Below are 18152 nucleotides of genomic sequence, written 5' to 3'. Positions count from 1 at the left end.
CGCGCCCGGCCGCGCCGCCCGCGCCTACCCCGGCTTGCGCGCCGCCAGCGAGAACATCAGCGGCTGCTCTCTGCCCGCGGGCGGGTGGAAGCGGCGCTGCTCGTCGCCGCGCATGTCGGGGAACGGCTGCCAGCCGTTGCAGTGCGGATGCTCGGCGAACCGCTCGAGCGCGAGGCCGGCCGCGAGCGCGCCGCCGATCACCTCGCCGATCGTCCACTGGAACTCGACGCAGGGGTGCGGGTTGACCCAGCCGCGCGCCGCCGCGGCCGCCTCGCCGGCGCCGCCGCCGGTGTAGCCGACGTAGTCCTCGACGCCTTCCTGCCAGACGTTGCCGCCGGGCGCGCCGAAGTAGGAGCGCTCGATCCGCCAGCCCTCCTCGAAGACGTACAGCTGCGGGTGGAACTCGACGACGACCAGCCGGCCGCCCGGCGCCAGCACCGCCGCCGCGGCGCGCATCCAGGCGTCGAGGTCGGCGATCCAGGGGAGCGCGCCGTAGGAGGCGAAGACGACGTCGAAGCTGACGCCGCGCGCGGTCGCGGCCGCGCTCCAGTCGAGCACGTCGGCGCGCTCGAAGCTCGCCGCGATCCCGCTCGCGACGCTGTGCGCGCGCGCCGCCGCGATCGCCACGTCGGAGATGTCGACGCCGGTCGCGCGGGCGCCGAGCCGCGCCAGCGCGAGCGTGTCGGCACCGTCGTTGCACTGCAGGTGGGCGAGCCGCCGGCCGGCGAGGTCGCCGAGCAGCTCGAGCTCCTCCGCGAACAGGATCGGCGCGCCCGTGCGCAGACGCGCGGGCAGGTCGCGTCTGTGCGTCAGGTGGCGCTCGGTCGCGGCGTTCCAGGAGGCGCGGTTGCGCTCGTGCAGCTCGTTCGGCATGGCGCGGCCGAGTCTAGGCGCCGGCCGTCCGGCGCGTGCGGCGCTCGCCCCGCACGGCGCGCGCGAGCGCCGCCCGCCCGCGTCGGCGCCGCTCCGTGCGCCTCGTCACAGATGCCTTGCGAAGGGTCGTTAGCGTGCTAATACTTAGGTACCTACGAATTACTTCGAGCCCCCGGAGCCCCCGCCCGTGCCACCCGCAGACAACGCCCGCCGAAATCCTGGAACGACGCTCGCCGTGCTCGCGCTCGGCGTGCTCGCCTATGCCCTCTCGCAGACGATGATCGCCCCGGCGATGCCCGACATCCAGCACTCGCTCGGCATCACCACCTCCGCCGTCGCGTGGACGCTGACGGCCTACCTCGTCGCCGCCTCCGTGATGACCGCCGTGATCGGTCGTCTCGGCGACATCTTCGGCAAGAAGCGGGTGCTCGTGATCACGCTGATCGCGTTCGGGATCGGCTCGGCGATCTGCGCCGTCTCCAACTCGATCGGCATGCTCGTCGTCGGGCGGATCGTGCAGGGCGCCGCGGGCGGGCTCTTCCCGCTCGCCTTCGGGATCGTGCGCGACGAGTTCCCGCGCGAGAGAGTCGCCGGCGGCATCGGCCTGATCAGCTCGATCATGGGCGTCGGTGCCGGCTTCGGCCTCGTCGTCGGCGGCCTGCTCGTCGACCACGCCACGTGGCACTGGATCTTCTGGCTCGGCCTCGCGATCACCGCGATCGCGATCGTCGCGACGGAGCTGATCGTGCCCGAGTCGCCCGTCCGCACCCCCGCGAGAATCGACTGGGGCGGCGCGGCGCTGCTGGCGTTCGGCCTCGCGCTGCCGCTGATCGGCGTCAGCCAGGGCGGCGCCTGGGGCTGGGGCGATCCGAGAACGCTCGGCCTGATCTTCGTCGGCCTCGCCGTGCTCGCGATCTTCGGCTGGTTCGAGCTGCGCCAGAAGGAGCCGCTCGTCAACATCCGCACCTTCGCGCTGAAGCCGGTCCTGCTGACCAACGTCGCCACGATCTTCGTCGGCTTCGCGATGTTCGCCGGCTTCGTGCTCGTCCCGCAGCTGGCGCAGCTGCCCGAGTCGACCGGCTTCGGCCTCGGCACCAACGCGACCGTCGCCGGCCTGCTGATGCTGCCCTCGACGCTGCTGATGCTGTTCTCCGCGCCGTTCTCCGGCCGCTTCGGCGCCCGCCACGGTTCGAAGGGCCCGCTGATCGTCGGCGCGCTGATGACGAGCGTCGCGCTGTTCGCCTACGCCGCCGCGCACGGCAGCGCACCGCTGCTGCTGCTGTGGGGCGCGCTCCAGGGCGCCGGCATCGGCGCCGCCTTCGCCGCGATGCCGAACCTGATCATCGAGGTCGTGCCGCAGCACCAGACCGGCGAGGCGACCGCGGTCAACACGCTGCTGCGCAACGTCGGCGCCGCGATCGGCTCGCAGATCGCCGGCACCGTGCTCGCCAGCCACGTGCTCGCCTCGACCGGCGCCTCCAGCGACAGCGGCTTCACGCTCGCGTTCCTGATCGCCGGCGCCGCCGGCCTGCTCGCCGGCCTGATCGCGACTCGGATCCCGCGCCGCCGCGCCGCCGCCAGCGGCGCGACCGCCGAGCACGCGGCGCTCGTCGGAGCGGAGGCGTGAGCGATGGCCGTCGCGGTCGCCACCCCGCTCACCGCCGGGCACGAGGCGTTCATCGAGGCGTGGCGCCGCTTCTCGCGCGCGTCGCAGCGCGCGAAGGCGCGGCGCAAGTGCGGTGACGGCGAAGGCGCGCTGTCGCTGCCGCAGGCGCTGCTGCTGAGCGGCCTGCTGCACGAGTCCGAGCTGACGGTCGGCGCGCTCGCCGATTCCGCGATGGTCGCCAAGCCGACCGCGACGCGGATGCTCGACACGCTCGAGCGCGACGGTCTCGTGCTGCGCCGCAAGTGCGTGAGAGACCGCCGCGCCGTGCTCGTCTCGCTGACCGACGAGGGGCGCCGCGTGCTCGACGAGAGCTGGTCGTACCTGCACGCCGGCCTCGTGCGAGCGAGCGCGTCGTTGAGCGACGACGAGCGCCGCGAGGCGACCCGGCTGCTGCACCGCCTCGCGCAGCTGATGGACGAGATCTAGCGAGCAGCGGAGAGTTTTGGTCGCTCAGCGACCAGAACTCTCCGCTGCTCCTCCGGCTGCCCCCGCCAGCGCGCTCGCCAGCCGCGCCGCCTCGGCGATCAGGCCCTCCTCGTCCAGTGGCACCACGCCGCGCAGCCACGCGTCGACGGTCTCGATCAGACCGCCGGTGACCATCCGCGCGGCGATCGGCGAGCGCGCCTCCGGCGGGCCGGGCAACTCGGCGGCGACGAGCGTCGCGAAGGCGTCGACCGCCTCGGCGCGGCGGGCCGCCAGTGCGCCGTGCTCGCCGCCGGCGGCGACCAGCAGCCGCGCCTTCGCCGGCTCGGCGACGACGACCTCCAGCCCGGCGCCGATCGCGGCACGGGCGCGCACGTCGAACGGCTGCTCGCGCACCTGTGCGAGCGCGCCGACGACGGCGTCGGCGATCTCGGCGTGGAGCGCGTCGAAGGCGGCCAGCAGCAGCGCGTCGAGGTCGCTGAAGCTCTCGTAGAAGTAGCGGCGCGTGAGGCCGGCGCGCGTGCAGATCGCGCGCACGCTGAGCGCGGCGACGCCGCCGGCGGCTATCTCGGCGCGGGCGGCCGCGAGCAGCCGCTCGCGGCGGTCGGCGACGCGCGCGTCGGCGGGGATCCCGCGGTAGGGGCGTTCGACGGGCATCCCTCAATGTTGACACACAACGGTTCCTGATTTAGCGTCGGGCTCATGACACCGCCCAACGCCGCGCCCCCGCCGGTCGAGGACAACCGCATCGGAACGGCCGACTTCTGGCAGCTCCCGGCGGAGGAGCGCGACGTCGTCTTCGCCGAGCTGCGGCGCGAGCGGCCGCTCTCGCGCCACCCCGCGCCGGAGGACATGCTCGGGATCGGCGAGCGCGACGACCGGCCCTTCTGGGCGCTCGTCCGCCACGAGGACATCCGCCGTGTCTCGCGCGATCCGCAGACCTTCTGCTCGGGCCAGGGCGTGATGTTCGGCGACGCGCCGCCGGAGATGCTGGAGGCGTCGCTCTCCTTCCTCGCGATGGACGCGCCGCGCCACACGTCGCTGCGCAAGCTCGTCTCGGCCGCCTTCAGCCCGCGCCAGGTCGCGCGGATAGAGGAGGGGATACGGGCCAACGCGCGCGTCGTCGTGGAGGAGGCGGCGCAGGCCGGGGGCGGGGGCGACTTCGTCGAGCTGATCGCAAAGCGGCTGCCGCTGATGACGATCTCGGAGATGGTCGGCGTGCCGGAGGCCGATCGCGAGCGCGTCGTCGAGGCGGCCGATGTGCTCGTGACCGCGCTCGACGAGGACAGCTGGTCAGACGTGCCGCCGCTGCAGAAGCTGGGCGAGGCGCTGTGGACCTTGACGGAGACCTCGACCGCGCTCGCCGCCGAGCGCGCCGCCAGGCCGCGCGACGACCTGATGACCGCGCTCGTGCAGGCCGAGGTCGACGGCGAACGGCTGACGCACGCCGAGATCGCCGCCTTCTTCGTGCTGCTCGCGGTCGCCGGCAACGACACGACGCGCCACACGACCTCGCACGCGATGCGCGCGCTCACGACCAACCCCGACCAGCGCGCGCTGCTGCTCGACGACCTCGACGGCCGGCTGCCGACCGCGGTCGAGGAGTTCGTCCGCTGGGCGACGCCGGTGCTGACCTTCCGCCGCACGACGACACGGCCGGTCGAGCTGCACGGCGTCGAGATCCCGGCCGGCGAGAAGGTGCTGCTCTTCTACCACTCGGGCAATCGCGACGAGCGCGCCTTCGAGCGGCCGTGGACGTTCGACGTCACGCGCGATCCCAACCACCACCTCGGCTTCGGCGGCGGCGGGCCGCACTACTGCCTCGGCTCGTCGCTGGCGAGAACGCAGCTGCGCGCGCTGTTCGGCGAGCTGCTGCGCACGCTCCCGACGCTGGAGGTCGGCGAGCCGGCGCTGTTCCGCACCCCCGGCTTCATCCATGCGGTGAAGCGGATGGAGTGCGTCTGGTGACGCATTGCGAGTTCCACGTCAGCGCGTGGTGGGACCGCCGCGGGCGGGAACTCGCGTGGCGGGGCCGCTCGCTCAGCGTCTCTGCTCGTCCGGCCAGTGCCCGTGCTTGTCGAAGTAACGGCGCTGAGCGCTCTCGCGGTCGCGGTCTCTGTCGCCGTCAACGCCGACGCGGTGGAGGATGTTGAGCAGCGAGATCGACAGGCCGGCGCCGATCAGGCAGGCCGCGCCCTCCCAGTTGCCGGCCGGATCGATCGCGACGAAGACGAGCCCGACCAGCACGACGACGGCGGGCAGCACGTAGCGCGTCGCGACCAGCGCCGTCTTCATGACGGCGCCGCCTCGCCGCTGCCGCGCGGCACGATCACGACGGGGCAGGCGGCCTCGCGCAGCAGCGTCGTCGAGACCGAGCCCAGCAGCACGCGCCGGAACGGGCCCTTGCCGCCGGAGCCGGTGAACAGCAGGTCGTCGTGCTCGGAGTCCTCCAGCAGCACGTTGGCCGGGTCGCCGTCGACGACGGCGGCGTCGACCGTCAGGCCTTCGAGCTTCGCGACGGCGTCGTCGAGCCGCTCGCGCGCGGCGTCGCGCGCGAGGTCGGCGATCTCGGCGTAGGCGGTCGGGTCGAGCGGCGGGTAGAGGCCGACGGCGCTGTTGACCGCGGTCACGACGCGCAGTCTGCCGCCGGCGCGGCGCGCGAAGGCGGCGGCCGCGTCGAGCGCGTGGACCGCCTCGGGCGAGTCGTCGTACGCGACGGCGACCTGCAGCGAGCTGCCGCCGCTGCCGCCGAGCGTGCCGCTGGTGGCGTGGTCGGCGTTGGCGGCGGCGAAGCCGGTCGGGGCGACCGCGACCGGGCAGGGCGAGCCGTCGAGCACGCGCTCGGGGGTCGAGCCGGTCAGCAGCCGCACGGCGGCGCCGTGGTGGGTGGCGCCGACGACGATCGCGGCCGCGTCGCGCTCCTCGGCGAGGTCGTGCAGCACCTGTGACGGCTTCGCGCCCGCGATCGCGTGGAACTCGATCGTCACGCCGCCGCCGTCGCCGGCCTGCGCGCGCGCCTTCTCGATCGCCGCCTCGGCGTCGTGGCGGACCGAGGTGCCGATGTCGGCGATCGCGCCGCCGTGGCCGAGCGGATCCTCCGGGTAGGCGCAGACGACGAGCAGCCTGTCACCGGTCGTGCGGGCGAGCAGCTGACCCAGCGCGAGCGCGTCGGAGGCGTGGTCGCGGCCGTCGAATCCGACGATGATCGTGCTGGGCATGCGGGCGGTTCCTCGGTCGGGGGAGCTGGACTCAACGATACGCGCAGACGCTCGCTCAGAGTGTGCCCGACCCCACGCGAGCGGATGCCCGCGCGCCGCTCAGAGGTCGTCGTAGAGGCGGCTCAGCCGCTCCAGCACGGCGGCGCCGGCGAGCAGCTCGTCGCGGTCGAGCGCGGCGAACGTCTCGCGCCACTTCTGCGCGTGCGCGGCGTCCTTCTCCTCCAGCCGCCGGCGGCCCTCGTCGGTGAGGCGGTTGGTGACGACGCGGCGGTCTCTCTCCGAGCGCGTCCGCTCGACGATCCCGCACGCCGCGAGCTGGTCGAGCATCTGCGTCACGGTCGGCGGCGACAGCTCCGCGGCCGCGGCCAGCTGACTGGCGGCCAGCTCGCCGCCGGGCGCTCTCGCCAGCTCGCGCACGAGCCGATACTGCGGGAAGCTGAGCCCGCCCTTGCGCTGCCCGGCGTCACGGCCGCGCAGCCGTCGCTGCGCGGCGAGCAGCTCGGACAGCTGGTCCTTGAGCGCGTCGAGGGCGGCGTCGCGGTCGTCGGTCATCGTCCTGGATGGTAGGCCCCGCCCCCGGCGCGACGGCGCAACCGCCGCGCGACCGCCCGCTTTGCGCCACTCTCCATGCAGGAGAATTGCGTCAGACCCCGTACGAGTGACCGGTACCCGGGACCTTGCCCGGGGCCGCCTCACCACCCCCTTCCAGTGCGCGCGCTCGTCGTCCATCGAGACCCGACCGTCGCCTCTCAGCTCGTCGACGCCCTGCAGGGCGCGAGCGGGCCGATCGAGGCGGTGACGCTGCACGACCCCGACGCCCTGACCGCGGCGCTCGGCGAGGGCGGCTACCACGCGATCGTCTACGGCGAGGCGCAGCGGGCCGACGTCGAGTCGGCGCTCGCCGCCGCGCGCGCCGCCGACATCGCGCTCGTGCTGACGGCGCCCGACGCCCACCGCCCCGACGACAGAGCGGTCGCGCACGAGCCCGAGCGCCATCGTCTCGCGGACGCGGTCGCGCGCGAGCGCCGCAGCTCTGAGGACCGCCGCGCCGCGCGCCGTGCGCGCAGGCTGCTCGACGCGCAGCGCGCGCTCGCGGACCGGCTCGCGACCGAGCCCTCGCCGGAGGAGCTGCTCGGCGACGCGCTCAGCGTGCTGGCGGAGGTCTTCAGCGCGCACGGCGGGATCGCCTGGGAGGCGGCCGCGCGCGGCGAGCTGCGCGACCGCCGCACTCACGGGACCGCGACGGCCTCCGAGCCGGCGCACGACGTCGCCGCGCGCGCCTGCGCCGCGCGCGAGGCGGTCGTCGAGGGCGCGACGCTGGCGATCCCGCTCGTCGCCGGCGGCGCCTGCGAGGGCGTGCTGGAGCTGCACCTGCCGCCGACGGCGCCGGCCGACCTGCAGCTCGTCGCCGACGTCGCCGCGCTCGCCGGCCAGGTCGCGCTGCACCTGCGTTACCGCCGCGGCGCGGCGCTGCTCGACCTCCACCAGCGGGCGCTCGCGGCGACCAACAACGGCATCGTGATCGCGGACGCCGACGGCGCGGGCGGTTGGCCCGCGACCTTCGTCAACGAGGCGTTCGAGCAGCTGACCGGCTTCCGTTCCGACGAGGTGCTCGGCCGCAACCTGTCGCTGCTGCAGGGGGCGGAGACCGACGCCGAGGCGGTCGCCGAGATGCGTGCCGCGCTGCGCGCCGGCGACGAGTGCTGGGTGACGGTGCGCAACTACCGTCGCGACGGCTCGCCGTTCTGGAACGAGATCTTCCTGATGCCGGTCGTCGACGAGGACGGCGTCGTGCGGCGCTACATCGGGATCCTCCACGACGTCACCGCGCGCGTCAGCGCCGCCGTCGAGCTGGCCGAGACCGAGTCGCGCTACCGCACGCTGATCGAGACGATCCCGGCCGTCACCTACATCGCCGAGTGGGACGAGCTCGGCACGTTCGTCTACGTCAGCCCGCAGATCGAAGCGCTGCTCGGCTTCCCGGCCGCGACCTGGGTCGGCGAGACGACGCTGTGGGAGGACCAGATCCACCCTGACGACTTCGACCGCGTGATGGCCGAGACGCGGTACGCCTTCCGCGAGGAGAAGGCGTTCGACTGCGAGTACCGCATGATCGCCGCCGACGGGCGCGTCGTGTGGGTGTGGGAGCACGACACCGTGATCCGCGACGAGCACGGGCGGCCGCGGCTGACGCAGGGGATCATCACCGACGTGACCGCGACGCGGATCGCGGAGGCGGCGCTGGCCGAGAGCGAGGAGCGCGGCCGCGCGGTGATCGGGGCGCTCGAGGAGGGGCTGCTGATCTACGGCCCCGACGGTCGCGTGATCAGCTGCAACGACGCGGCGGTGCGGATCTTCGGCGCCAGCTCGCAGGAGGAGCTGAAGGAGGGGAGGCTGGTCGAGCGCGGGATCCGCATGACCTTCGAGGACGGCACCGAGGTCACGAGAGAGAACACGACCTCGGCACGCGCGCTGGAGAGCGGCCTGCGGCAGCCTGAGAGAGTCGTCCACTTCGAGCGCGACGACGGCTGGGAGGTGTGGGCGACCGTCAGCAGCCACCCGATCTTCCGCGAGGGAGCGGCGCGGCCGTACGGGGTCGTGTCGGTCTTCACCGACGTCACCGAGCGGCGCCGCGCGCAGGAGCAGATCGCCTTCCTCGCCTACCACGACTCGCTCACGCGGCTGCCGAACCGAGCGCTGCTCGACGAGCACCTCGCGCTGGCGCTGGCACGGGCGCGCCGCGGCGGCAGCGCGGTCGCGCTGCTGTACGTCGACCTCGACGACTTCAAGGCCGTCAACGACAGCCTCGGTCACGCCGCGGGCGACGAGCTGCTGAAGCGGATCGCGGTGCGGCTGAAGACGGTCGTGCGCTCCAGCGACCTGATCGCGCGCCAGGGCGGCGACGAGTTCCTGATCCTGCTGACCGACCTCGCGCAGGATCCCCGTCTCAGCGCCGAGGCGGTCGCCAAGCAGGTCGAGACGGCGCTGCTGGAGCCGTTCCACCTCGCCGACGCCGAGTTCGAGGTCGGCGCCTCGATCGGGATCTCGATCTACCCCGACGACGCCGCCGACGCCGACACGCTGCTGCGCCATGCCGACGCCGCGATGTACGAGGTCAAGCAGGCCGGCCGCGGCGGGATCGCCAGCTATGGCGGCGACTCGCGCCAGACGCTCGCGCGGCTGTCGCTGACGAGCAAGCTGCGACGGGCGCTGCAGCGCGAGGACTTCGTCGTCCACTACCAGCCGATCGTCGCGCCGGCCGACGGCTCGCTGCGCGCCTTCGAGGCGCTCGTGCGCTGGCAGGACGCCGAGCGCGGGGTCGTCGGTCCGAACGAGTTCATCCCGCTGGCCGAGGACGCCGGCCTGATCGAGGCGATCGGCGGCTGGGTGCTGCACGCGGTCTGCGCCCAGCAGCGTGCCTGGTCCGCCGACGGGCTCGCGAGCCACGTGCACGTCAACGTCTCGCCGCGCCAGCTGCGCAGAGCGGACTTCCCCTCGACGGTGCGCGCGGCGCTGGCCGAGCACGGGCTCGACCCGACGGCGCTGACGCTGGAGATCACCGAGTCGGCCGCGATGCTCGACGCCGAGCGCGCCAACCCGGTCGTGCTGGCGCTGCACGCGCTCGGCGTGAGGCTCGCGATCGACGACTTCGGCGCCGGCCACTCCTCGCTCGTGCGGCTGCGCGACGTGCCGGTGCAGACGCTGAAGATCGACCAGTCGTTCCTGCGCGGCGTCCCCGACGACAGACAGGCGGCGTCGATGATCACCGCGATCATCGAGCTGGGCGCGGCGCTCGGGATGGTGACGGTCGCCGAGGGCGTCACCAGCGACGCGCAGCGCCGCTTCCTCGTCGAGCGCGACTGCCCGCTGGCGCAGGGCTTCCAGTTCGCGCGCCCGCTCGCGGCCGCCGAGGCGACCGCGCTGCTGCGGGCCTCCGCCGCGACGCGCTGACCCGCTCCGGCCCGCTCGGCGATGCGGCGGACGGCCCCGTCCGCTACGCTGGCATCCGCTGCCCTCTTAGCTCAGCTGGTAGAGCACTTCCATGGTAAGGAAGGGGTCGACGGTTCGAGTCCGTCAGAGGGCTTCTCTCCGAAAGCCCCGCCACGGCGGGGCTTTCGTCGTTTCGGGGGGAGTGACGGAGCGAGCTGCTCACGAGGCGGTCTGCCAGTGGACGACACGTCCCCGTGAGCCAGTACAGCGGATGTCGCCGGCCTCGTAGGCGATGTCGCGGGCTGACGGTGGTCTGCCGCAACGGGCAGCGCAGCGTCTCCTTCTACGCCAACGTCCCCTGTTGAAGCGCGGCGCTCCGTAGCTCGTACGTCCGTCCGTTCGCTCAACGGCGAGCCGCTCCGTGCCGATTTACCGAGGGATGTTCGGTAAGTCCTCGTCGACCCACGGAGTCAAGATGCGTCGTCCGATCCTCGCCGCGGCTGCGGCCGCCCTCGCCGCTGCCGTCGGGCTCGCCTTCTGCGCCGCGCCGGCCTCCGCCGGCGTCTGGCTGCTCGGCATGAGGGTGCACAACTCAACGCAGTACGAGCTGACGTACAAGACGACGCACGCGAAGAACGTCGACCGCTGGATCCAGGCGCCCGACATCCCGGCGAGCGCCGCGACGATCCCGCCGCTGACGACGTCGGTCCCGATCAAGTACCAGCAGAACACGCCTTTCGGCGACACCTGGGCGCGCGTCGTCTGGGAGGTGCGCAGAGCGGGCGGCGGGCCGGTCGTCGGCGAGTTGAGCTACGAGGTGAAGGTGATCTGCAACGTCGGCTGCGCCTTCGACTACTCACGCTCGACGACCGCCACGGTCTCGCCGAGCAGTCTGCTGGGGCTGTCGTGGAGGGACAACGGCAAGACGCCCGGCGCCGGCTATTACGGCGAGCTGACCGTCTCGCCGCGAACCGCCGGCGTGCGCGGCTCGGGGGCGGTCCCGCCGACACTGTCGGTCTGCTCGCCGCGCGGAGCGGGCGCAGGCATATCGGCGATCGAGACGGTCGGCGTCGGCTGCGACGCGGCGCGCCGCGCGATCCGCGCCGGCACGGCCGGCGGCGCCCGCTGGAGCACGCCGGGCTGGAGCTGCTCGCGCCGGACGGTCAGCGCGACCGTCGCGCGCGTCGGCTGCACACGGACGGGCAGCTCGTTCGCCTTCCGGCTGCGCAGATGAACTGAGCCGCGCGACGCGATGGTGATCCGGCCCTGCGACCGGTCGCCGCTGGCGCGTCGTCGTCTACACCGGGCGGGCCGGGTCGGCGCGACTGCACGTCCAGTTCCGCTTCGGCGTCTCCTGATCGCGCGTAGTAGCGTTGCCGGCGAGATGGGCGCAGTGATCCACACGACCGCGACCAACGCCGGTGACAGCGTCAAGCTGATGGTCGCCGAGCAGTACGACGAGGTCGTCGAGCGACTGCGCGCGGCGGCCGCCGCCGGTGGTCTCGCCGAGGTCACCCAGCAGCACGACGGCGCGCGCGTCGCGCTCGTCCCCGCGCAGGTCGTCTTCGTGCGCGAGCCGCGGGCGTAGCGCGCGCCTCACCCCGGCAGCGAGCCCTCCTGGTAGTCGAGCTCGCGCTCGAGCACGCGCAGGCTCGCGTCCGGGAGGCGGCCGGCGTCGCGCCAGCGGATCAGCTCGTCGCGCTCGGCGTCGATCATCTCGCGTCGCAGCCTGCCGAGCGCCTCGACGCCGGCGGTGACGCGGTCGAGCGCCTCGTCGTCATCGTCGGTCAGCGAGCGCAGGCCCGCGGCGGCACGGTCGCGGCGCGAGATGTAGGCGCGGCGGAGGCGTCTGGCGACGTCGGGCGGGACACGCTCGTCGGCGAGCAGCTCGTCGAGCCGCTGGATGCCGGCCTCGATCGACGCCAGCCTCGCCTCGGCGCGCACGCGCCGCTCCTCGTTCTCGTCGGCTCTCAGCCTCAGCGAGCGCAGCAGCGGCGCGAACGTCAGCCCCTGGCCGACGAGCGTCACGAGCACGACCAGGTAGGCGCAGAAGAGCAGCAGGTGACGGTCGGGGAAGTCGAGCGGCAGCGCGAACGCGGTCGCGAGCGTGATCACGCCGCGCGTGCCGGCCCACGAGAGCGCGACCACCTCGCGCAGCGACAGCGTCGTTCCATCGGAGACGCGCGTGATCCGCCGCAGCCACAGCAGCCACAGCGGCCGCACGAGCAGCACGACGCCGACGGTGCCGAGCGCGGCCGCGAGGACGGTCGAGGTCGCGTACTCGCCGAGGCCGTCGACGACCTCCGGCGCCTGCTGCCCGATCAGCAGGAAGACGTAGCCCTCCAGCAGGAACTCGATCAGCCGCCAGACCGAACGTGTCTGCAGGCGCGTCTCGCTCGTGTCGATCCGCGACGACTGATGGCCGACCCACAGCCCGGCGACGACGACGGCGAGCACCCCGGACGCCTCGGCCGACTGCGCCAGCGCGAAGGCGCCGAACGGCGTCGCGAGCGAGAGCGCGTTCTGAACGAGCGGGTCCTCGACGCGCGTGCGCACGAGCCGCACCGCCCACGCGACGGCCAGCCCGGCCGCGACGCCGCCGGCGACCGCCCACAGGAACCGACCCACGCCCTCCGGCGCCGCGAAGCCGCCGCCGACCGCGGCCGAGACGGCGATCCCGTAGAGCGTCAGCGCGGTCGCGTCGTTCAGCAGTCCCTCGCCTTCGATCAACGTCGTCAGCCGCTCGGGCATCCGCGCGCGGCGCCCGATCGCGAGCGCGGCGACCGGGTCCGGTGGCGCGACCGCGGCGCCGAGCGCCAGCGCCGCCGCGAAGCCGAGGCCGGGCACCAGCAGGTCGAGCGTCACGCCGACCGCGACCGCCGTCGCCAGCACCAGCCCGATCGACAGCGACGCGATCAGCCGCAGGTGGGAGCGGATCTGCAACAGGCTCGCGTTCAACGCCGCGGCGAACAGCAGCGGCGGGATCAGCAGCTCGAGCACGACGTCGGGGTCGAGGTGGTCGGTCGGCCCGGGCAGCACCGACAGCACCGTCCCGGTGAGCACGAAGAGGACCGCCGCCGGCATCCCGGTGCGATCGGCGGCGACCCGCACGGCGAGGATGATCAGCAGGCCGCCGAGGCCGATGAGGATCGCGTCGAGGATCGGCAGATCATCGCGGATGGGCTGTGACAGCCTCGGCACCGTGCGCGGCAATGTGCCAGCCGCGCCGGAACGTATGCTGCCGATCATGGGGCAAAATCACAGTGATCGGCTGGATCGTGCGGGCGTCGGTCCCGCCGGTGCGGGGTTTGTCGGATGAGCGAAATCCAGGAGCTGCTTGAGCGGATCCTCGGCGACTACCCGCGTGCTGCGACGGGGACGTTCGGTGGAAATCCACCGATCAAACAGCTCTTCCAGAGACTTGAGCAGGCACTGGCGGAATCGGGACCGGTCACAATGCGTTCGCCGCCGCTGAAGATCGTCAGTTCCATCGGGAGAGGGAACTGGGCTGGCGTCCCGTGGGTGACGTTTCTTGATCCGCGTGAGACTGAGACCACCCAAGATGGAGCGTACGTCGCGCTGTTGTTCCGGGGCGATGGCAGCGCAGTGGCGCTCTGCGTGACCCAAGGTACGACGGTCGCGCTCTCCAGAACGGGAAACGGCCCGGCACAGCTCGATTGGACGATTGACGCGCTCCTGCAGGCCGGCAAGCGCGAGCTCGACGCCGCCGGATTTGTGCTCGATCAGCAACTCGACCTGCACGCCAGCACACAACTTGGCAGGCGGTACGAGCGTGCGACGGCGGCATTCAAGCTCTACGAACGAGGCTCGGTGCCGCAGGACGGTGAGTTGGTGAAGGACCTTAAGACTGCTCTTGACGTTGTCAATCGCCACATCGAACGCGATCAGACGCGTGCGATCGCAGCGGTATATGTCGGCCGGGACGCGCTGCCGAATCTGACCATCGGCCAAGAGCAGAAGACCTGGGGTTGGAAGACCTGGCCGAAAGGCCTGGAAGAGCTCTCGGCCGGATCGCTGCTGCTGTTCGGAAGCGGGTACACGGGTGGAAGTCCGCGAAGAGAGCTTGACGAGTGGCTGCCGCACGGCTTGCAACGTGTGATCTTCGCGCGGCTCTCGTCAGGGGTCTTCGAGGACCAAACGCCTCTCTGGCCCGATGATCTCTACCCATACCGCGTGCGCTTCGAAGAGGTGGGGGCGGCGGACGACATCGAGTTCTCCGAGGGGCGCATCTCGGAGCGGTTGGTGGACGCCTTCCGCCGCTCCTCGATCGCGCAGAGCCGTCCGGTCGCTGTCGTCGATGACGACTCTCCGTTGCTCGCGCTCGCGTCAGCGCCGATTCGCGCGTCCCAACCGAACATGCCGTCAACAGCCGCGAGAGCGAGGCGGGTGCGTACCCTGCCGCAGCTCGACGAGATCGCTGACGCCTTCCGCGTAGCCGTCGACAACTCGGGTCTCCACGTTCCGACCGGCGGCGGCGATCGGATCCACGCGCTCTTGGCGGCGCTGGTCACGAAGCCGTTCGTGATCTTGACCGGACTGTCCGGGAGCGGAAAGACCCAGCTCGCCCTGCGCCTCGGTGAGTGGTTCGGTCCCGGCCGAACACGGGTGGTGCCCGTACGGCCCGACTGGAACGGCCCGGAGGCGCTGTTCGGCTACCAGGACGCGCTGCAGTCGCGCGACCGGCTCGGTCGTGCGGCTTGGGCTGTGCCCGCGACGCTCGAGTTCATCCTGGCGGCGTTGCGGGAGCCGGAACAGCCCTACCTGCTGTTGCTCGATGAGATGAACCTCGCCCATGTGGAACGGTACTTCTCCGACTTCCTGTCGGGAGTGGAGTCCCGCGAAGGCGTCATCCCTGACCTCGAGCGGGCGCAAGGGGACGAGTGGCGACCGCGCGGCAGCGTCACCACGCTGCTGCCGCTGCCGTCGAACTTGTTCGTGATCGGCACGGTGAACGTCGACGAGACGACGTACCTGTTCTCGCCCAAGGTGCTCGATCGCGCCGTCACCTTCGAAATTCGGACCGCGACCGACGACCTCGACCATACCCGTCGCAAACCGCGCAGGCTGGCCGCAGCGGATCCCGACCTGCCCGCCGGCCTCCTCTCTGTCGCACGTGACGACGACTGGCACATCGATCACCCGCCTGCGTATCTCGACGAGCTGAGCGAACGGTTGAAGACGCTGCACCGCCTGCTGGCAGACACCGGTGACGAATTTGGTCACCGTGCGTTTCGGGAGAGTCTTCGGCTCGGCGCGGCGCTTCACGAAATCGGTGGCGCCGATATCGATCGCACCCTCGATCACATCGTCCTCTTGAAGATCCTGCCGAGAATTCATGGTGCTCGTGCGCGTGTCGAGCCGTTGCTCGAAAAGCTGCTCGTCTTCGCCGAAGATCCCTCACGTTCATTCGACGAACTCGAACTCGCGTCGTCCGGTGTCCAGTCAGCTCAGCTCGAGTTCACGGCGTCCAAGGTCAGTCGGATGCTCACCGCGGTTCGTATCAACCAATTCGTCAGCTTCACTGAATGAGCGATTCAGCGGTCCTGCGACTCCTTGATCGGCGGGGCCGGTCAGTTGGCAGGCTCGTGATCTCGACGCGACCACGCTCGAACCACAGGATCTTCGACGTCAGCGGAACACCCGGCCATGTGCGCTCAGCGCCGGCTGTCGAGGTCGAAGAGGGCGCGAGATACCGCTACAAGCTCGAGCTGGAAGGTGTGGGCTTCTCCGTGGGTCCTGAGGAGCTGTTCGATCCGGATGACGAGACCGGGCTTACCGGACGGCTGAACACGGGCCAGGCGGTCGGGGAGGTAGAGGTCACCGTCGAACGGACACTCGCCAGAGAGCGATGGACCGCGCGAGCCGGCCTGACGGTGCGGCCGCGCAAACTCGACGCAGATGCGTTCTTCGCGATGCAGCGAGACATCGCTGACGTGGCCGTCGAGCTTCTGCACCAGGGATTCGCGCCGAGCGCCGGACGCTACAAGCCGCTTGCGGATCGCAAACCCCAACTGCTTTATCAGCAGTTCGCGCTGTTGAGCCTTCACCTTTTTGACCGCGATCTCTATGAGGCGCTGAGACGGATCGTCGCGCATCCTCACCGCTCATGGCGATCGGTGCTGGAGCCTCATGCGTTAGGAACGGCGATGCGAGGCGGCGCGTGGCTGGGGACGTCCCTCGCCGGCCCTGGCCCACGCACTGCGCTGCCTGCGTCAGCACTCGTTCCGTCCGTGCCGCGCGGCATGTACGTCGAACGGAGCGAAAGCACCTCGGACAACGTGCCCAACCGGTACGTCAGATTCGTGCTCGAGCGTTGGCGAGCACTGGCAGTCGCGACGCGAGAGGCGATCGAAAGACAGAGACTGGGGAGAGCTCCCGCACGTCGCGGACGGTCCCAGGTCGCTCGCGCCATCGAACTGCTCGACGAGTTGCTCGCGCACCCGTCGTTGCGAGAGGTCGGGTCGCTTGCCGCGTTCCCACAGGGAAACCAGGTGCTGCTCAAGCACGACGGCTACCGTCAGGTCGCGGCGGCTGCGGCGATCATTGAGGCGTCACTCGGGCTCGACATGACGGTTGAAGACCCGTTTGTGGTCTCTCAGCGAAACGTTGACACGCTCTATGAGTACTGGTGTTTCATGCAGTTGGCAGAACAGGTCGGCGACATCTGCGGGCAGCCGCGGACCCGCGAGCTGTTCCAGACCGACGACGGGGAGATGTCGCTGAAGCTCAAACGCGGACTGAGATCGCAGCTCAAATTCGAGCACGTTGTGCAGGGCCGGGTCATCGAAGCGGAGCTCTTCTTCAACCGCTACTTCACGCCTAGGTCTCCAACGTTCAGATCGTGGACTCGGCGGATGAATCCCGATTGCTCGTTACTGCTGCGCACGATGACGGAGGACGGAGGCGCCCGACGGGAATGGTGGGTGCATTTCGATGCCAAGTATCGCGTTCGTCTCGACGCGTCTGACGCGTCGAGCTCTGCTGGAGGCGAAGGGGGTAAGTCAACGAGAGAAGACGCAGTGGCAGCCGACCTCCTGAAGATGCACGCGTATCGAGACGGGATCCGAAACAGCGCGGCCGCCTTCGTGCTCTTTCCCGGCAGAGGCCGACTCGAGTATCGCTTTGCGGAGAGCGAGATTCTGCCGTCGTTGGGAGCGTTCCCGCTCGTTCCCGACCGGTCCAGAAACGCCTCTCGTGCGCTGCGCGAGTTTCTCGTCCACCTGTTCGAGCACGTCGCAGACCGTGCAAGCCGCCTCGACCGGGCACGCTACTGGAGCGATGTTACGTACGGGAGTGATCAGCCGGTCCCTCCTTCGGTGTCTGCGAGCGAGTTTCTCGAGCGACCTCCGGCTGACAGCGCTGTGCTGCTCGGTTATGTGCGCGGCAAGAGACACCGGAGATGGATCGAGGAGGCGCGTCTCTATAACGTTCGCGGGGGGAGACGCCGCGGCGCGATCGCCGATGGGGCGATAGAACTGGACGCAAGACTTCTGCTGTTGTACGGCAGTCGGTCTGCGAGACATCCTCCGGCGTTGTTCCGGCGCGTCTCGCACTGGCAGGCGGTCAGCCGAGAGACGATGAGAAGTCGCGGTTATCCGCAGCCGAGAGGTGACGCTTACCTGTGCTGTGCGATCGAGCGGCTTCCCGACCAGCCCACCTGGCTCAGCCGCATCGACATCAGAAGGCTCATCGAAGAGACACATCGCGATGGGAGACATCTGTTCGGGAGCCCGACGTGCACTACTTGGCTGGAAGTGCTGCGCGCAGCCGACCCGGATTAGGACCTAACGGTGCTCGACCGGCGCGGGATCGCCGAGCGTCGATGCGAGATTCCGCAGCGTCAGCTCCAGCGAACGTCTCAGCCAGTGCGCGCCGCCGGCCGCCAGCAGCAGGCGGTCGAGCCAGCCGGAGAGGTCGGTGCGGGCGGTCAGCTCGACCTCGCTGGCCGGCGCGTGGCGCGGCGCCGCGGCGGCGCGCTCCCCCGCGGCACCCGGCGCGGGCGTGCCGTCGGCCGCGGCCGG

General features: G+C 71.3%; 15 protein-coding genes and 1 tRNA gene. 9 read left to right on the top strand and 7 right to left on the bottom strand.

All coding sequences use genetic code 11. The annotated features are described in order from the left end of the window. Positions 1-24 precede the first annotated feature (24 nt). Positions 25-873 carry a class I SAM-dependent methyltransferase gene (locus tag R7226_RS15150; protein ID WP_318598017.1) on the bottom strand — a complete coding sequence of 283 codons (849 nt, stop codon included), beginning with the start codon at positions 871-873 and terminating at the stop codon, positions 25-27. 187 nt (positions 874-1060) lie between these two features. Here R7226_RS15150 and R7226_RS15145 point away from each other — a divergent pair, with 187 nt between their 5' ends. Both R7226_RS15145 and R7226_RS15140 read left to right on the top strand, forming a co-directional pair. After that, positions 1061-2500, top strand: a complete 1440-nt coding sequence (locus R7226_RS15145; protein WP_318598016.1) for an MFS transporter — start codon at positions 1061-1063, stop codon at positions 2498-2500. Between the two features lie 3 nt (positions 2501-2503). Then, on the top strand, positions 2504-2965 hold the full coding sequence (locus R7226_RS15140; protein WP_318598015.1) for a MarR family winged helix-turn-helix transcriptional regulator: 462 nt from the start codon (positions 2504-2506) through the stop codon (positions 2963-2965). Between the two features lie 24 nt (positions 2966-2989). Here the strand turns inward: R7226_RS15140 and R7226_RS15135 are convergent, their stop codons facing one another. Continuing rightward, positions 2990-3619: a TetR family transcriptional regulator gene (locus R7226_RS15135; RefSeq protein ID WP_318598014.1), complete on the bottom strand. Its 630-nt coding sequence runs from the start codon at positions 3617-3619 to the stop codon at positions 2990-2992. A gap of 45 nt (positions 3620-3664) precedes the next feature. On the opposite strand from R7226_RS15135, the gene R7226_RS15130 reads away from it, so the two are divergent. Beyond that, positions 3665-4930, top strand: coding sequence for a cytochrome P450 (locus tag R7226_RS15130; protein ID WP_318598013.1), 1266 nt, complete (start codon positions 3665-3667; stop codon positions 4928-4930). Positions 4931-5002: 72 nt separating this feature from the next. Here the strand turns inward: R7226_RS15130 and R7226_RS15125 are convergent, their stop codons facing one another. From R7226_RS15125 to R7226_RS15115, 3 genes are all read right to left on the bottom strand, one after another. Next, the gene (locus R7226_RS15125; protein WP_318598012.1) at positions 5003-5257 is read right to left on the bottom strand and encodes a hypothetical protein; all 255 of its coding nucleotides are present in this window, start codon (positions 5255-5257) and stop codon (positions 5003-5005) included. Beyond that, the gene (locus R7226_RS15120) at positions 5254-6180 is read right to left on the bottom strand and encodes a universal stress protein (RefSeq protein WP_318598011.1); all 927 of its coding nucleotides are present in this window, start codon (positions 6178-6180) and stop codon (positions 5254-5256) included. The genes R7226_RS15125 and R7226_RS15120 overlap by 4 nt, the downstream gene beginning before the upstream one ends. 99 nt (positions 6181-6279) lie before the next feature. Further along, positions 6280-6732, bottom strand: coding sequence for a MarR family winged helix-turn-helix transcriptional regulator (locus R7226_RS15115; protein WP_318598010.1), 453 nt, complete (start codon positions 6730-6732; stop codon positions 6280-6282). A gap of 156 nt (positions 6733-6888) precedes the next feature. On the opposite strand from R7226_RS15115, the gene R7226_RS15110 reads away from it, so the two are divergent. The 4 genes from R7226_RS15110 (at position 6889) to R7226_RS15095 (ending at position 11698) form a co-directional block, all read left to right on the top strand. Continuing rightward, the gene (locus R7226_RS15110; protein WP_318598009.1) at positions 6889-10131 is read left to right on the top strand and encodes a sensor domain-containing protein; all 3243 of its coding nucleotides are present in this window, start codon (positions 6889-6891) and stop codon (positions 10129-10131) included. Positions 10132-10191: 60 nt separating this feature from the next. Further along, a tRNA-Thr gene (locus R7226_RS15105) sits at positions 10192-10264 on the top strand. Positions 10265-10585: 321 nt separating this feature from the next. Next, positions 10586-11344 carry a hypothetical protein gene (locus R7226_RS15100; RefSeq protein WP_318598008.1) on the top strand — a complete coding sequence of 253 codons (759 nt, stop codon included), beginning with the start codon at positions 10586-10588 and terminating at the stop codon, positions 11342-11344. Positions 11345-11494: 150 nt separating this feature from the next. Next, positions 11495-11698 (top strand): hypothetical protein, encoded by a 204-nt coding sequence (locus tag R7226_RS15095; RefSeq protein ID WP_318598007.1) that lies wholly within the window; start codon positions 11495-11497, stop codon positions 11696-11698. Positions 11699-11706: 8 nt separating this feature from the next. Here R7226_RS15095 and R7226_RS15090 read toward each other — a convergent pair whose 3' ends face one another. Continuing rightward, positions 11707-13311 (bottom strand): Na+/H+ antiporter, encoded by a 1605-nt coding sequence (locus R7226_RS15090; RefSeq protein ID WP_318598006.1) that lies wholly within the window; start codon positions 13309-13311, stop codon positions 11707-11709. 114 nt (positions 13312-13425) lie between these two features. Between R7226_RS15090 and R7226_RS15085 the strand changes: the two genes are divergently transcribed. After that, complete coding sequence (locus R7226_RS15085; RefSeq protein WP_318598005.1) at positions 13426-15660, top strand: MrcB family domain-containing protein; 2235 nt, start codon at positions 13426-13428, stop codon at positions 15658-15660. Continuing rightward, positions 15657-17912 (top strand): DUF2357 domain-containing protein, encoded by a 2256-nt coding sequence (locus R7226_RS15080; protein ID WP_318598004.1) that lies wholly within the window; start codon positions 15657-15659, stop codon positions 17910-17912. The genes R7226_RS15085 and R7226_RS15080 overlap by 4 nt, the downstream gene beginning before the upstream one ends. A 3-nt stretch (positions 17913-17915) precedes the next feature. Here the strand turns inward: R7226_RS15080 and R7226_RS15075 are convergent. Beyond that, positions 17916-18152: hypothetical protein (locus tag R7226_RS15075; protein ID WP_318598003.1), on the bottom strand; the 237-nt coding region annotated here is incomplete at its 5' end.

Source organism: Conexibacter stalactiti (genome assembly GCF_033542075.1).
Classification (GTDB): domain Bacteria; phylum Actinomycetota; class Thermoleophilia; order Solirubrobacterales; family Solirubrobacteraceae; genus Conexibacter; species Conexibacter stalactiti.
The sequence above is the reverse complement of the archived record's forward strand: the minus strand, read 5'-3'. Positions and strand labels throughout refer to the sequence as shown.

What these genes read in the sequence shown, in the direction of transcription:
- R7226_RS15150 (WP_318598017.1), bottom strand. Translation starts at nt 873, where the DNA reads ATGCCGAACGAGCTGCACGAGCGCAACCGCGCCTCCTGGAACGCCGCG.
- R7226_RS15140 (WP_318598015.1), top strand. Translation starts at nt 2,504, where the DNA reads ATGGCCGTCGCGGTCGCCACCCCGCTCACCGCCGGGCACGAGGCGTTC.
- R7226_RS15135 (WP_318598014.1), bottom strand. Translation starts at nt 3,619, where the DNA reads ATGCCCGTCGAACGCCCCTACCGCGGGATCCCCGCCGACGCGCGCGTC.
- R7226_RS15130 (WP_318598013.1), top strand. Translation starts at nt 3,665, where the DNA reads ATGACACCGCCCAACGCCGCGCCCCCGCCGGTCGAGGACAACCGCATC.
- R7226_RS15125 (WP_318598012.1), bottom strand. Translation starts at nt 5,257, where the DNA reads ATGAAGACGGCGCTGGTCGCGACGCGCTACGTGCTGCCCGCCGTCGTC.
- R7226_RS15120 (WP_318598011.1), bottom strand. Translation starts at nt 6,180, where the DNA reads ATGCCCAGCACGATCATCGTCGGATTCGACGGCCGCGACCACGCCTCC.
- R7226_RS15115 (WP_318598010.1), bottom strand. Translation starts at nt 6,732, where the DNA reads ATGACCGACGACCGCGACGCCGCCCTCGACGCGCTCAAGGACCAGCTG.
- R7226_RS15100 (WP_318598008.1), top strand. Translation starts at nt 10,586, where the DNA reads ATGCGTCGTCCGATCCTCGCCGCGGCTGCGGCCGCCCTCGCCGCTGCC.
- R7226_RS15095 (WP_318598007.1), top strand. Translation starts at nt 11,495, where the DNA reads ATGGGCGCAGTGATCCACACGACCGCGACCAACGCCGGTGACAGCGTC.
- R7226_RS15085 (WP_318598005.1), top strand. Translation starts at nt 13,426, where the DNA reads ATGAGCGAAATCCAGGAGCTGCTTGAGCGGATCCTCGGCGACTACCCG.
- R7226_RS15080 (WP_318598004.1), top strand. Translation starts at nt 15,657, where the DNA reads ATGAGCGATTCAGCGGTCCTGCGACTCCTTGATCGGCGGGGCCGGTCA.